Origin of the sequence: Pseudarthrobacter sp. S6 (assembly GCF_050156575.1) — a bacterium.
In the GTDB taxonomy this organism is placed as follows: Bacteria; Actinomycetota; Actinomycetes; order Actinomycetales; family Micrococcaceae; genus Arthrobacter.
The window spans coordinates 2,938,977-2,953,709 of record NZ_CP189581.1; the positions used below are offsets into that span (position 1 = coordinate 2,938,977).

Annotated in this window: 14 protein-coding genes; 2 read left to right on the forward strand and 12 right to left on the reverse strand. The window is 62.9% G+C overall.

What is annotated here, in order from left to right; translation table 11 throughout:
• Positions 1–8: 8 nt before the first annotated feature.
• The 12 genes from smpB to ACQCS0_RS14110 form a co-directional block, all read right to left on the reverse strand.
• Positions 9–479, reverse strand: coding sequence for an SsrA-binding protein SmpB (gene smpB, locus ACQCS0_RS14055; RefSeq protein WP_160672161.1), 471 nt, complete (start codon positions 477–479; stop codon positions 9–11).
• A gap of 87 nt (positions 480–566) precedes the next feature.
• Complete coding sequence (locus tag ACQCS0_RS14060) at positions 567–1,994, reverse strand: peptidoglycan DD-metalloendopeptidase family protein (RefSeq protein WP_354223782.1); 1,428 nt, start codon at positions 1,992–1,994, stop codon at positions 567–569.
• A 27-nt stretch (positions 1,995–2,021) separates the two neighbouring features.
• Positions 2,022–2,936 (reverse strand): permease-like cell division protein FtsX, encoded by a 915-nt coding sequence (ftsX, locus tag ACQCS0_RS14065; protein WP_354153574.1) that lies wholly within the window; start codon positions 2,934–2,936, stop codon positions 2,022–2,024.
• Positions 2,933–3,727, reverse strand: coding sequence for a cell division ATP-binding protein FtsE (gene ftsE, locus ACQCS0_RS14070; protein WP_354161265.1), 795 nt, complete (start codon positions 3,725–3,727; stop codon positions 2,933–2,935). Before ftsE ends, ftsX begins: the two co-directional genes overlap by 4 nt.
• A 177-nt stretch (positions 3,728–3,904) precedes the next feature.
• On the reverse strand, positions 3,905–5,020 hold the full coding sequence (prfB, locus tag ACQCS0_RS14075) for a peptide chain release factor 2 (protein WP_160672173.1): 1,116 nt from the start codon (positions 5,018–5,020) through the stop codon (positions 3,905–3,907).
• A gap of 62 nt (positions 5,021–5,082) precedes the next feature.
• On the reverse strand, positions 5,083–5,553 hold the full coding sequence (locus ACQCS0_RS14080; protein ID WP_354161262.1) for a pilus assembly protein TadG-related protein: 471 nt from the start codon (positions 5,551–5,553) through the stop codon (positions 5,083–5,085).
• Positions 5,554–5,561: 8 nt separating this feature from the next.
• Positions 5,562–5,954, reverse strand: a complete 393-nt coding sequence (locus ACQCS0_RS14085) for a hypothetical protein (RefSeq protein WP_354166887.1) — start codon at positions 5,952–5,954, stop codon at positions 5,562–5,564.
• Positions 5,955–6,027: 73 nt separating this feature from the next.
• On the reverse strand, positions 6,028–6,471 hold the full coding sequence (locus ACQCS0_RS14090) for a TadE/TadG family type IV pilus assembly protein (protein WP_426939790.1): 444 nt from the start codon (positions 6,469–6,471) through the stop codon (positions 6,028–6,030).
• A 3-nt stretch (positions 6,472–6,474) separates the two neighbouring features.
• Complete coding sequence (locus ACQCS0_RS14095; protein WP_426939791.1) at positions 6,475–6,732, reverse strand: hypothetical protein; 258 nt, start codon at positions 6,730–6,732, stop codon at positions 6,475–6,477.
• Positions 6,733–6,823: 91 nt separating this feature from the next.
• Positions 6,824–7,765 (reverse strand): type II secretion system F family protein, encoded by a 942-nt coding sequence (locus tag ACQCS0_RS14100; protein ID WP_354223776.1) that lies wholly within the window; start codon positions 7,763–7,765, stop codon positions 6,824–6,826.
• Positions 7,762–8,616 (reverse strand): type II secretion system F family protein, encoded by an 855-nt coding sequence (locus tag ACQCS0_RS14105; RefSeq protein ID WP_426939792.1) that lies wholly within the window; start codon positions 8,614–8,616, stop codon positions 7,762–7,764. The genes ACQCS0_RS14100 and ACQCS0_RS14105 overlap by 4 nt, the downstream gene beginning before the upstream one ends.
• A complete protein-coding gene (locus ACQCS0_RS14110; RefSeq protein ID WP_056343673.1) occupies positions 8,616–9,839 on the reverse strand; it encodes a CpaF family protein in 1,224 nt (407 codons plus the stop codon). Before ACQCS0_RS14110 ends, ACQCS0_RS14105 begins: the two co-directional genes overlap by 1 nt.
• A gap of 565 nt (positions 9,840–10,404) precedes the next feature.
• Here ACQCS0_RS14110 and ACQCS0_RS14115 point away from each other — a divergent pair.
• Together ACQCS0_RS14115 and ACQCS0_RS14120 are read left to right on the forward strand one after the other, a co-directional pair.
• Positions 10,405–13,455, forward strand: coding sequence for a GH25 family lysozyme (locus ACQCS0_RS14115; RefSeq protein WP_426939793.1), 3,051 nt, complete (start codon positions 10,405–10,407; stop codon positions 13,453–13,455).
• A gap of 103 nt (positions 13,456–13,558) precedes the next feature.
• Positions 13,559–14,695 (forward strand): glycosyltransferase family 4 protein, encoded by a 1,137-nt coding sequence (locus ACQCS0_RS14120; RefSeq protein ID WP_426938593.1) that lies wholly within the window; start codon positions 13,559–13,561, stop codon positions 14,693–14,695.
• The last annotated feature ends 38 nt before the right edge of the window (positions 14,696–14,733 follow it).

The window sequence follows — 14,733 nt, forward strand, 5'->3', positions numbered from 1 at the left end:
AAACATTCCTACCGGCGGTTGCGTTCCCGGACCTCGCGAAGGGCTTCGCGGTTATCCTGCTGTTCACGCAGGGTCTGTCGTTTGTCGTACTCGCGCTTACCGCGGGCGATCGCGATTTCCACCTTGGCCCGGCCGTCGAGGAAGTACAGCTGCAGCGGGACCACGGTGAAGCCGGACTCGCGGATCTTCACGGAGATCTTGTTGAGCTCCTCACGGTGCAGCAGCAGCTTGCGACGGCGGCGTGCGGAATGGTTGGTCCAGCTCCCCTGGTTGTACTCGGGGATATGGATGCCCTCCATCCACAGCTCATCGTTATAGAACGTGCAGAAGCCGTCCACCATGGAGGCATGGCCTTCGCGCAGGGACTTGACCTCGGTCCCCATCAGGGCGATGCCTGCCTCGTAGGTGTCCAGCACAAGGTAGTCATGCCGGGCCTTACGGTTGGTGGCCACTACTTTACGGCCACTTTCTTTGGGCACGGTGGAACTCCTCAGTTCTTGGATCCTGGTTGGCTCCGGCCGTTCCGGCGCGGAGTCATACCAGTGTACGGCAGGCGCGGACCGGCGTTACAGCAGGCGCATCGGGTCAACTGCGGTGCCGTTGAGCCAGGTTTCAAAGTGTGCGTGGCAGCCCGTTGAGTTGCCGGTGCTGCCCGAGTAGGCGATGAGCTGTCCCTGCGATACCTGCTGGCCGTTGGAGACCACGATGCTGCTGTTGTGATAATAAATGGTGGTCAATGAGTTGCCCTGCACCACTCCGTGGGAGAGCTTCACGCGCCAGCCGCCGCCGTCGGCGGAGTTCCAGCCTGAGGAGAAGACCTCGCCGGCTGCCGCTGCGTAGACCGGTGTGCCGCAGGCGGCGCCGAAGTCGATGCCGGTGTGGAGGTAACCGCCGGTGCCGTAGAAGTCGATGGTTCCCGGCGGCGTGGCACGCCAGCCGAAGCCGGACGTGATGGGCACGTCACCGGAGAAGGGGTGCCGCAGGCCAAAGGCCGACGGCGATCCGGTCACCGGAACGTACGGCGCTTGTGCTGGCGGAGCTTGGCCCTGGGCGGCCGCCCGGGCTGCCGCCGCTGCAGCGGCAGCCTCGGCGAGGCGGCGCTGCTCGGCTTCCCAGGCCTCGCGGAGCCTTCGGTCACGTTCGGCGATTTCGTTGGCGACGGAGTTCTGGCTTGCTGCAACCGCCGCAATTTGGGACTGGATGCCTGGCTTGGCCGCCTGGAGTTCAGCGTCAAGTCTGGTTGTGTCGGCGATCAACTGATCAACTTGGGCCTTCTGGGCAGCGGCCTCGTCACGGGCAGCCTTTTCCCTTTCCAGTGCGGCATCGGCCTTGGCCTTGAGGTCCCTGATCTCAGCCTCGACGGCTTCAAGCCGGGCCTGGGAGTTTACGTTGGTGGCGCTTTGCTGGGACAGCTTGTCCATGGCGGCGTTCTGGCTGCGCATGGCCTGGTCCGCGAGGTCCATGGTGTCGGTCAGGCTGCCGCCGTTGTTGGCCCCGAAGAAGAGGGTCAGGTTCGACGGAACGCCACCGGATTTGTAGGCCTGGGTGGCGATCTGGCCGATCAGCTTTTTGGTGTCGGCGATTTTCTGCTTATCAGCCTCAAGCTGCTGCGTGATTTTGGCCTTGTTCTGCTGCGCAAGGTCAACTCGCGCCGTCAGCGCTTCGACTTCCTTGACCGCACTGGCCACGCGCCCCTGGGCCTCCAGGAGGGCCTGCTGGGCGCCTGGCAGCTGGCCCTGGTAGATCACCAGGTCGCCGGCGGCCTTAGCGATGCGCGAATCCACGAATTCCAAGGACTGCTGGACCCGGGCCGCCTCAGCTTCAAGGGCGGCACGCTTGTCATCGAGCTCATCAGCATGCGCCACCGGGGCTGAGGCACCCATGCTGGCGGCGAGCAGCAGTGCCAGGACGCCGCTGATCAGGCCAGCGCGGCGGCCTGAAGGTCGCGTGCGTTCGGCCCGGTGCCGGGGCACAGTTCGGTGCAATTCGTTCATCAGGATTCCTTGTTCGGTTTGCACAGCCTAAACCTTCAAATATCTGCGTAAGGTCAAGAGGGACGAAATTCCTGCCAAAGATCCGCCAAGGATCAGCAAGGCAGGCGCAAGAATGAGCGTCTGCCCCGGTGAAATGAACGCCGTGTCTGGATACTGCTTGGACAGGTACTCGCCCAGGAAGAAGTGCGCCACCGCCCACAATGTGCCGGACGCCAGGGCTGCGCCGATCACAGCCGCTATCACGCCTTCCAGGATGAACGGGAGCTGGATGACGATCTTGGACGCACCCACCAGGCGCATAATCCCGGTCTCTCGGCGGCGGCTAAAGGCCGAGAGCCTGATGGTGGTGGCGATCAGGAGGATGGCGCACACGATCATCACGCCAGCAATGCTGACGGCCACCAGGGAGGCGGCATTCATGGCAGAGAACAGCCGCTCGAGCAGCTGGCGCTGGTCAATGACCGTTTCGACGCCCGGCTGCGAGGAGAACGTCTCGCTGATGATCTGGTATTTTTCCGGATCCTTCATGTTGATCCGGAAGGATGAAGGGAGCTGGTCCGGCGTGACGGAGTCGACGATCGGAGAATTGGAGAACTGGTCCTTGAAGTGCTTGTAGGCCTCGTCCTTGGATTCGTGCTGGAAGTCGTTGACGTACTGGGCCACTGCAGGAGAGGCCAGCAGGGTCTTCAGGTTCTCCTGCTGCTCCGCGGTGACCGGCCCGGTGGCGCAACCGGCCGCCGTCGAACCGTCACTGCAGAGGAAGATGGCAACCTGGACTTTGTCGTACCAGTAGCCCTTCATCTGGTTGATCTGGAGCTGCAGCATGCCTGCGGCGCCGACGAATGTCAGCGAAACAAAGGTGACCAGGATGACCGAAACCACCATAGTGATGTTGCGCCGCAGTCCGCTGCCGATCTCACCGAGGATAAAGGCGAGCCTCATCGCTGCTCCTCCCCTGAGCCGGGATTCCGTTCCCCGGGTGCGGGGGGCTGGGCTTCGTCCCGGCCACTGGCGTCCCTGAGCCGGCGGGATTGGCCTACTACGGGGATCATGGAGGTATACAAAGCCCTGGCCTCATCGCGGATCACGATGCCGTTCCTGAGCTCGACAACGCGCTTGCGCATCTCGTTGACGATGTCGTCGTCGTGTGTGGCCATGACCACGGTGGTGCCGTTCTGGTTGATCTTGTCCAGCACGCCCATGATGCCCATCGAAGTGGTGGGGTCCAGGTTGCCGGTGGGTTCGTCGGCAAGAAGGATGCCGGGGCGGTTGACTACCGCGCGGGCAATCGCCACACGCTGCTGCTCGCCGCCGGAAAGTTCATGGGGAAGGCGGTTTTCCTTGCCTTCCAGGCCCACGGTCTTGAGGACTTCGGGGACGGTGTCGCGGATAACGCTGCGGCTCTTGCCGATGACCTGCATCGCGAAGGCAACGTTGGCGAACACGCTCTTTTGCGGAAGGAGCCGGAAGTCCTGGAAGACCACGCCGATGCCACGGCGGAGCCTGGGCACGCGCCAGCTGGAGATCTTGGCGACGTTTTGCCCGGCCACGTAGACGGCGCCGGAGGATGCCCGGTCTTCCTTCAGCACCAGCCGCAGGAAGGTGGACTTTCCGGATCCGGAAGCGCCGACGAGGAAGGCAAATTCACCACGGTCAATCTCAAGGCTGACATCGTCCAGCGCAGGCCGGGCCGTCTGGTCGTAGACCTTGGTGACATTTTCGAATCGGATCATGGCCCTAAGTACCCTGCAGGCACGGCTGATACAGCCCAGATCTGCAGCCGGTGCGCGGGCATTCGTTTGGGGGAAGAAGAGCCCCGGCTCCTCGACTATACGCAGCCTCTTGGCCGGATTTCGGGGGCTACGGGGGTGTGTCGCGCGATCGGGCCTAGCCGGTAGGCACGGCAGGTGCTACTTCGCGGCGTTGCGGTTGTCGGTGCGCCAGCGGATCCCTGCGTCGATGAAGTCGTCAATTTCGCCGTCGAACACTGCGGAGGTGTTGCCCACCTCGTGTTCGGTGCGGAGGTCCTTGACCATCTGGTACGGGTTCAGGACGTAGGAACGCATCTGGTCGCCCCAGGATGCCTTGACATCGCCGGCGAAGGCTTTCTTTTCGGCGTCCTCCTGTTCCTTCTTCAGCAGAAGGAGCCGGGACTGCAAAACGCGCAGGGCAGCTGCCCGGTTCTGGAGCTGCGACTTTTCGTTCTGCATGGACACCACGGTGCCGGTGGGGATGTGGGTGAGGCGGACGGCGGAGTCTGTGGTGTTAACCGACTGCCCGCCGGGACCGGAGGACCTGAACACGTCAACGCGGATCTCGTTGTCCGGGATGTCGATGGAGTCCGTGGATTCGATGAGCGGAATGACCTCGACGGCGGCGAAGGACGTCTGGCGGCGGCCCTGGTTGTCGAACGGGCTGATTCTTACCAGGCGGTGGGTTCCGGCTTCGACGCTGAGTGTGCCGAACGCGTACGGTGCTTTGACTTCGAACGTTGCGGACTTCAGTCCGGCCTCTTCGGCGTAGGACGTGTCCATCACGGTGGTGGGGTAACCATGGCGTTCGGCCCAGCGCAGGTACATACGCATCAGCATTTCGGCGAAGTCCGCGGCGTCAACGCCGCCTGCCCCTGCCCTGATGGACACCACGGCTTCGCGTTCGTCGTATTCTCCGGAAAGAAGGGTCACCACTTCGAGGTCTTTCAGGGATTTCCGGATGGACTCCAGCTCGGCAGCGGCTTCGCCCATGGAATCGGCGTCGTCCTCGTCCTGTCCGAGCTCCACCAGCACTTCGAGATCATCAATCCGCGACACCAGCTTGTTCAGCCGCTCCAGCTCGGACTGGCGGTGCGACAGGCGTGAGGTGATCTTCTGGGCCGCGGCGGGGTCATCCCACAGGTTGGGCTCGCCGGCGCGTTCGCTCAGTTCGGCGATGTCTTCCTTCAGGGCCTCAACATCGCTGACTTGTTCGATGGAGGTGTAGGTGGCGCGAAGAGCGCGGATCTCTGCGGAAAAATCAATAGTGGCCATGGTTGTTTAAGCCTACGCTATTAGGCCGAAGTGCCGGACTTCCCTGACTTCTCCGCGTCCAGTCAGCGCGTGAGCCGGGAACGCGCCATGGAGGCCGCTTCGATTCTGATTCCATCAGGCACCAGGAAGTTCACCATCGGCGGGTGGACAACAGCGCTGAGAACCACGACGGCGGTGGATCCGTCAGGGCTGCCGGTCCCCGCTGAAACGGCTAACCCGTCGAACCGGACCGACGACGGGCTCCGGGCGACAAAGTCGGCCGCAACGCTGCGGACGCGGCCGGAACCCAATATGGCTGAGGGGTTCCCGCCCTCTCCCCCGACCTCGCCCAAGGTGTAGCTGTCGGCGGCAGCCAGCGAGGCGCCGTCGGCCAGTGACAGCAACCTTTTGTGTTCAAGGTAGACGCTGGAAATGCCGGTGACCACCGTAACCACCAGCAGGGCCACCGCGACGTAGCCAATGATCATCACGATCATCTGGCCGTCCTCGCCTGAGTCGCTGGGTTTGGCTTCGGGGATCGCTTTGTGCGTCATCTTTGGGGTCACCTGAACCTGCCCACAAGTTGGGTGGACGAGGCCTCAACTTCGCTGGCCTTGAGCCTGAAGTCCTCGTTGAACGGCACGAAGGGCAGCGGCACAGTGAGGTTGACCGTGACGGTGACGGCCGTGCCGGCGGCCTGGCAGTCGGCAGGGACGCACCGGGTAGATACGCGTGCCTGCCCGGCATCGTGGCCGAAGTCCGCGAGGGCGATGAGGGCTGCCTGTTCGGCGGCGGCCTGCGCCGATGGTGCATCCGGCTGGGCCACGAACACCTTGGCGGCCTGGTCAGCGGCGCCGACTACGGCAAATGACCCGCCCTGGATCTGGCCTACGGTGATGATGAAGTAGACCAGCGGGACCATCAGGAGCAGGGCGAGGAACGTGAATTCGACCACCGCGCTCCCTTCTTCCCTTGATCCCTCGCCAAGTGCCTCCCGGAATCTCTGGTGGAGACGGGTTCGCAGGCTTTCAGGGTTGGATGGCTGCATGCCCTTTTACCTCCAGCAGGTCCCGCGGGCCGATAAGCCCGATGACGGGCATGGGAGCCTTGATGGTTACTTCCAGGGTCCGCAGGCCCTGGAACGTCATTTCCGTGGTGCTGATGTCCTGCGCGAAGTCAGTGTTGAGCGCGGTCACAATCAACATCGCCGCCCGTTCTTCGGCGTCTGACGCTCCCCGGTCTGCGAGCGTTCCGTAGCGCGCCCCGGAGGCGGCGGCGTCGATCAGTGTGTTGTGGACGTGCAGGACCAGGGTCAGCTGGATGATCGCCAGGAAGAACATGGTGAGCAGGCCGCCAACCATGACGAAGTCCACTACTGCTGAGCCGCGTTCATCCGCGCGCCAGCCCGGCTCGGCGCCGTCCCTGGACCGGCGCGGTAGCCTGCTGGACGAGCACTGGCTGGCGCCCAGCATGTTTTACTTGCCGACCTTGTCCATGGCCTGATTGAACATCGTTTCGAGAGCCGGGCCGGCGAGAGCCAGCAAGGCAGCCACCAGGACCGCAGACATTAAAGTGATCATCACCCAACCAGGCACGTCGCCACGCTCCGGGTGGTCGTGGACAGAGGCCTCGCCGCCATGCCGGACGTCTGTTCTGCCCGACGCGGTACCACTGGCCCATGCCCAAAGGCCGGCAAGCAACGCAAGGAGCAACACGCTGCTCGAGATTCCCATGTTTTTCATTTCCGTCCCATTCATTGTGTAAGTGACGCTGTGTAATTGACGTGGCGGCTAAGGGATATGAGCGCAGAAGTGATGGTCATGGCTACAATCCGAGGCTGATGGCCGCGATGCCGGGGAAAACTGCGAAGACCACCGTTAAGGGAAGGACACCAAAAACCAAGGGAACCATCATGGCAATTTCCTTTTTGCCCGCCGACTCCATCAGATCCCGTTTTGCCGTGTCCCGGACGTCCTGGGCCTGAGCCCTCAACACATCGGCCAACGGGGTACCCCGCTCGACCGCAACGATGATGCCGTCAACAAATCTGACGAGCGGCCCCAGATCTGTATGGGCGGAAAACTCCTGGAGCGCTTCCACCAGCGGTTTCCCAGCCCTGGTCTCAGCAAGAATCTTGGAAAACTCCTTGGCCAGTTCTCCTCTCGCACTGCGACAGACGCGGTCCAGCGCACCCGTGGCACTTTCACCGGCACCGACCGCCAGCGCCATAAGCTCGGCGAGGCTGGGGAATTCTGCCATCATTCGGGATTCCCGCCTGCTGATCTGGACGCCGAGCCAGAAGTCCCGGAACAGAAAACCGCCGAGCGCGCTTCCGAGGACGGCCACAACCGCGAGGAAGGGACTGAAGCGGCCGGACACCGCGCCCAGTACCACCGCCGCCAGGGCGGCGGCGAATCCCGCGGCGGCCCAGAGAAGCTGCTCGGCCCGGAAATCGACAGGTGCTTTGCTGATCCCCGCTTGAGCAAGCCTTCGGGTCAGCGCCTTTGACCCGAGGTTTAACTTCCCAAGGGCGGCGAGTCCGTCGTGAAGCAGTGGACGCACGATCCGTTCCAATGGCCCGAATGGAGTGGCGTTCTGCCCGCTTGCCCGCAGCAACCGCGATTCAAGGTTTTGCGATTTCAGCTGTGGCTCGATGCGCTCGACGAACGTGAGCGGGCGCATAATGGGCAGCCGGACGAAGATCAGCCAGAGGCCCGTTCCGAGTACGATGCCGCAAACAAACGCGGCCGCCGAGATCCCATTCATCGCAGCACCCGTTCGTCCTGCGGAAGGGCGCCAATGCGCAGCATGATGGAGTAACAGACCAGCGACACTACGAGCCCGCCGAGGAGGACACCGGCTCCCACGGGGGTGTTGTAGGCGTAGACGGCCTCCGGCCTGGTGGCCAGGAGGAGCATAACGATCCATGGAGCGGCCACCGCGAGCCTGGCGGCGTTAACCGTCCAGGACTGCCGGGCCTCAAGCTCACTGCGGGTCCGCGCATTTTCCCGGAGGAACTCCGCGAGGGTGCCCAGCAGTTTCCCCAGGTCCGAACCGCCCACTTCACGGGTCAGCCGGAGTGCCTCGACAATCCGGTCCGCCACAGGGTCCGCCAGCCGGTCCTTGAGTTGGTTAAGAGAGGCATCGAACTGCCCGCCGGCACGGTAGTCGGCTCCGAAATCCCGGAAAACATGCCGAAGCTCCTCGGGGCCCTTCTCCCCCAGCTGGATCAGGGCCTCCGGCAGTGAAAGCCCGGCGCGGATGGCCGAGCGCAGGTGGTCTACAACGTCCGGCCAGAGCTGGCGTAGGACGGCGGTTCTCCTGTTTGCCCGCCACCGGACAATGCTGACGGGCAGCCAGGCGCCGAACAGTCCGAAGCAGACAGAGATCGGCCATGACCGGCTGACCACAAAGAAGATGAGAGCCACAAAAATGCCTAAGCCCAGGCAGGAGGCGACAAGGCCCGGCCCGGTGACCCTTTCGATTCCGGCCGAGGCCAGCAGGTCCTCGAGGCGGCTGACCCTCGGGCGGCGCTTCAGCGCGGCCGGTTTCTCCCAGAACGACCACCAGATCAGGAAGAGCCCGGCGCCTGCAAGCACCCCTAACAGAGGCGCCATCAGCGCGGCTCCAGCAGCGCCGCGACGTCGTACCCTGCTCGGGAAAACTTCTCCGCCGCGGGCATGGAGTTGGCCCGCGGCTGCAGCTGGCCATCCTCCATCGCGAAAACCATGGAGGATTCGATGATGCCGTTTTCCACCCGCCGGCCGAGGGAAAGGATCTCGGTTACTTGGCGGCGGCCGTTGGCGTGGCGGCTGCAGTGAACCACGAGGTCGATGCAGGACGCGACGGTAGGGACCACGAAGGCAGACGAGATATTTTCACCGGCGAGCAACGGAAGGGTACAGATCTTGGTCACCGCGTCATGGGCTGAGTTTGCATGGACGGTGCACATGCCTGGTAAGCCACTATTTAAGGCGATGAGCATGTCGAGGCTTTCCGCTTCCCGTACCTCTCCAACGACCAAGCGGTCCGGGCGCATCCGGAGGGCTTCCTTGACAAGCCTGCGCAGAGGGATTTCGCCCTCGCCTTCGAGGTTGGGCTGCCTGCATTGGAGTCCGACGACATCCCGGAGGGGGAACTGGAGCTCAAAGATTTCCTCGACCGTAATGACGCGCTCACGGCTGCCGATACTCGCTGCCAGGCAGTTGAGCATGGTGGTTTTGCCCGCCTGGGTGGAGCCTGACACAAGGATGTTCAGTCCGCTGGATACGGCTGCACCGAGGAACCGGGCCGACTGGGGCGTCAGCGTGCCCAGCTCGACGAGGTGTTCAAGGCGGCTGGCCTTCACCACGAACTTGCGGATATTTACGGCCCAGTGCCTGCGGGTGACATCCGGGATGACCACATGCAGCCTGGAACCATCGGGGAGTGCGGCGTCGACAAAGGGCGATGACATGTCCAGGCGCCGGCCGGAACTCTTCAGCATGCGCTCCACGAGATCGCGAACTTGTTGGTCAGTGAGGCTGAGCGAGGTCAGTTCCGACTCGCCGTTCCTGGCCACGTAGATTTCGTTGGGCGCGTTGATCCAGACTTCCTCGATGGTGGGATCGTCCAGCAGCGGCTGAAGGACACCGAACCCGGCCACAGCGTCAAAGACAAATCTGCGAGCGGCTTCCAACGGACCAATCGGAGGCAGTGGCCCCATCAGTGCGCGTTCGTCGTAATCGCTGACAGCCGCCTCTACGAGACGACGGACCTCGCCCGCCTGCCGCAGCGGATCCAGACCGCGACGGCGGATCAGCTCGCGGACTTCGTCTTCCACGATTCGCACAGCGTCCATGTAGTTCCCCAATACAACTGCCGCCCCCGGCGGAGGCAGTTCAACTGGGATACAGCCTAGGGAGCGTAGCGCACGCCGCCAAGTCATATGGGACAGGGTGTGGATAACAGTGGCGCATCATTCACATTGGCAACAATCGAAACTCTGGTTACAGCAGTCACTGCGGTGTTAGGGTAGGCGCATTCAGTCTCGATTTCCAGTTCAGCGTCTCCCCCTGAACTGCAACCCACTAGTGTCGCGCTCAAGTTGGCGCCTCATTTTCTCCGGAGCCAAAATGAAGCGGACCCAGTCCAACAGTCACCGTCCCCTGCTGCATGTCCTGGGGACAGCAGTCTTGGCTGCCGCTCTCGTGGCGGGACCCGGATTGGCCGGGGTGGCCTTCGCCGTTGAGCCCGGCCCGACTCCGACGCCTTCAATATCCGGGCCCGCGCCCACTCCTGCAGTTTCTTCGCCAGTGCCGGTCACTGCTCCGACCGGATCTTCTTCGCAAGCTGCACCGCCGCCCGTCGTCACGCCGACTCCGACAGCGACGCCCTCTCCTGATCCAGCCAGCATCAACGAGTCCATGGCGGACGCCATTGGCGTTGGCGGTGCGGAAATGGGCCAACGCTCCGCACGAGTGGCTGCATCATCGTCAAGCTCCAGCTTCAAAAAGCTCAGCGCTGAGTCGCTCGGAACAGAAGGCACCTGGATGCCGACGTTTGGAGTGCAGGGACTGGACGTAAGCGGCCATCAGCCGAGCATCGATTGGCAGCAGCAGTGGAACATGGGTGCCCGATTTGCCTATGTCAAGGCAAGTGAGGGCAATTACTACACCAACCTGTCGTACAGCTCGCAATATCAGGGTTCTCGGAACGTAGGCATGATTCGTGGCGCTTACCACTTCGCTATCCCCAACTGGTCTTCAGGCGCGGACCAGGCACGCTACTTCGTACAGAATGGCGGAGGCTGGTCCGCGGACGGTTACACGCTGCCACCGGTACTGGACTTTGAGTTCAACCCGTACGAGGGCAGGACCGTAAATGGTTTCTATTTCGGCAACACCTGCTACGGAATGTCGCCAGCGCAGCTGACTTCCTGGGTCCGCGACTTCGGCAACACCATGCAGTCTTTGACGGGACGCCTTCCTGTTATCTACACCAACACAAACTGGTGGAACCAGTGCCTCGGCAATCCTTCCGGCTTCGGTGACTACCCGCTGTGGGTTGCGGCGTACCCTGGCTCACCGACGAACAACGCAGGCTCGGTTCCCACAGGGAGTTGGAGCAACTACAGCATCTGGCAGTATAGCAGCACCGGGCCACTCGCTGGCGACTCGAACGTTTGGAACGGCACCTATGACGAGCTGAGTGCCTTCGCGAGGGCCGGTATTCCTAGTGCGGCGTTCAAGGCGATCACCGAGTTGGCTGCCTCATCCCCGGAACTAGGCAAGGCCGTTAGCAACGTGAGAATTGGTCCGAAGGGAGGGGTTTCCCAAGGCTACGAAAACGGTGCCATCTACTGGACCGCCCCCAGCGGAGCACACATCTCAGCCGGCGTGATCCGCGACGCCTGGGCCGCCCAAGGCTGGGAATCCGGTCCCCTCGGCTACCCCACCACCGACGTCAGAACCGCACCAAACGGAGCCAAATCCCAAGGCTACGAAAACGGTGCCATCTACTGGACCGCCACCACCGGCGCACACATCTCAGCCGGCGTGATCCGCGACGCCTGGGCCGCCCAAGGCTGGGAATCCGGTCCCCTCGGCTACCCCACCACCGACATCAGAACCGCACCAAACGGAGCCAAATCCCAAGGCTACGAAAACGGTGCCATCTACTGGACCGCCACCACCGGCGCACACATCTCAGCCGGCGTGATCCGCGACGCCTGGGCGGCCCAAGGCTGGGAATCCGGTCCCCTCGGCTACCCCACCACCGACATCAAGGCTGGCCCGAAAGCCGGCCTGTCGCAGACATTCCAAAACGGTTCCATCTACTGGACCGCCACCACCGGCGCACACACCTCAGCCGGCGTGATCCGCGACGCCTGGGCCGCCCAAGGCTCGGAATCCGGTCCCCTCGGCTACCCCACCACCGACGTCAGAACCGCACCAAACGGAGCCAAATCCCAAGGCTACGAAAACGGTGCCATCTACTGGACCGCCACCACCGGCGCACACATCTCAGCCGGCGTGATCCGCGACGCCTGGGCCGCCCAAGGCTGGGAATCCGGTCCCCTCGGCTACCCCACCACCGACATCAAGGCTGGCCCGAAAGCCGGCCTGTCGCAGACATTCCAAAACGGTTCCATCTACTGGACCGCCACCACCGGCGCACACACCTCAGCCGGCGTGATCCGCGACGCCTGGGCCGCCCAAGGCTCGGAATCCGGTCCCCTCGGCTACCCCACCACCGACGTCAGAACCGCACCAAACGGAGCCAAATCCCAAGGCTACGAAAACGGTGCCATCTACTGGACCGCCACCACCGGCGCACACATCTCAGCCGGCGTGATCCGCGACGCCTGGGCCGCCCAAGGCTGGGAATCCGGTCCCCTCGGCTACCCCACCACCGACATCAAGGCTGGCCCGAAAGCCGGCCTGTCGCAGACATTCCAAAACGGTTCCATCTACTGGACCGCCACCACCGGCGCACACACCTCAGCCGGCGTGATCCGCGACGCCTGGGCCGCCCAAGGCTCGGAATCCGGTCCCCTCGGCTACCCCACCACCGACATCAAGGCTGGCCCGAAAGCCGGCCTGTCGCAGACATTCCAAAACGGTTCCATCTACTGGACCGCCACCACCGGCGCACACACCTCAGCCGGCGTGATCCGCGACGCCTGGGCCGCCCAAGGCTCGGAATCCGGTCCCCTCGGCTACCCCACCACCGACGTCAGAACCGCACCAAACGGAGCCAAATCCCAAGGCTACGAAAACGGTGCCATCTACTGGACCGCCACCACCGGCGCACACATCTCAGCCGGCGTGATCCGCGACGCCTGGGCCGCCCAAGGCTGGGAATCCGGTCCCCTCGGCTACCCCACCACCGACGTCAGAACCGCACCAAACGGAGCCAAATCCCAAGGCTACGAAAACGGTGCCATCTACTGGACCGCCACCACCGGCGCACACATCTCAGCCGGCGTGATCCGCGACGCCTGGGCCGCCCAAGGCTGGGAATCCGGTCCCCTCGGCTACCCCACCACCGACGTCAGAACCGCACCAAACGGAGCCAAATCCCAAGGCTACGAAAACGGTGCCATCTACTGGACCGCCACCACCGGCGCACACATCTCAGCCGGCGTGATCCGCGACGCCTGGGCCGCCCAAGGCTGGGAATCCGGTCCCCTCGGCTACCCCACCACCGACATCAGAACCGCACCAAACGGAGCCAAATCCCAAGGCTACGAAAACGGTGCCATCTACTGGACCGCCACCACCGGCGCGCAGCTCAGCCCCAACGGACCAATTCGCAGTGCTTGGGCCGCCCAAGCCTGGGAATCCGGCCCCCTCGGCTACCCCACCACCGGCGTATATTCAACTGTTGGTGGTGGTAACGCCCAGAACTTCCAAGGCGGCCGAATCGATTGGTCTCCAACCAGTGGCACAAGAATCAGCAACGTGGCGCGTTAGATGTCCCGGCTCGGTGAGCTTGGCTAGGTGAGGGTAGTGTCGGCTTGCCGCTTCAGGAGGGAAGTCGCGGCCAGGAGCTTGAAGCGCAGGATAGGCTGAATCAATGCGAGAAGAATCCTTACCTAACGCGGCGGCTGCTGACACCCGGCCGCTAAGAATCGCGGTCGCCATGCTGACCTTAGTGCCCGGCGGGATGGGCGGTGGGGAAACTTACGCCCGCGGGTTACTCCGCGGACTGGCATCGCGTAGGGACATAACTGCGACGACATATGTGAGCCAAACGGGCGCGGGCTTTTCCGGACGGATCCCCGAGGTGGTTTGCCCGGAGATATCTGGCGGAGGTTCTTCGAAGGACCGCATTCTTGCCCTCGTTACAGGGCTGATCAGGCGCAAGGCTCTCCTAACCCGTATGGAGGGCAATGACGTTTTTCATGTGCCGTTCGCAGTAAATGTTCCAGTCCCTCGCCGGTCGATGCCTTCGGTACAGACCCTCTGCGACGTACAACACCGCGACCTACCCCATCTATTCAGCCGCGTCGAGCGTCTGTATCGAAGAGTTTTCTATGAGCGCGCGGCTCGTAAAGCGGATGCTGTGGTCACCATCAGCCAATTTGCCAAGCAAACAATTGTGGAGCACCTGAAGATCGACGCTGACAAGGTTTTCATCGCCCCATTGGCTGTCGACGCCGACGAGTTCACACCAAACATTGGTGAGCGAGAGAACTTCATCTTCTATCCAGCACGTGGATGGGCTCACAAGAACCACGCCACACTGTTTGCAGCCATGCGCATTCTGCAAAGCGAGCAGCCGGATTTGCGGCTGGTCCTCACGGGCGGCGGCCTTGAGGGACTCACCCATGTACCCGAGAATGTGGATGTGAAAGGCCTAGTGCCGTTCGCCGAACTACTTGAGCTCTACCGACGCGCGAAGTGTTTGGTCTTCCCAAGCCTCTACGAAGGATTCGGGTTGCCGCCTTTGGAAGCCATGGCCTCCGGCTGTCCAGTGGCCTCGTCTACAGCCGGCTCCTTGCCCGAAGTATGTGGTGACGCCGCGGTTATGTTCGATCCCAATTCGCCGCGTGCGATTGCAGACGGAATAATGGAAGCAATCGACCGTACGGCTGAGCTTCAAGCTAAGGGATTTCTGCAGGTCAAGAAGTTCACGTGGGAAAGCTGTGCAGAGGCTCACGAAGTCGCCTACCGCTACGCCGCGAACTGCCACGCGCAGCCAGACATCTAACTCCAATACGCCCGTACTGACGGAACACTATATAGTGG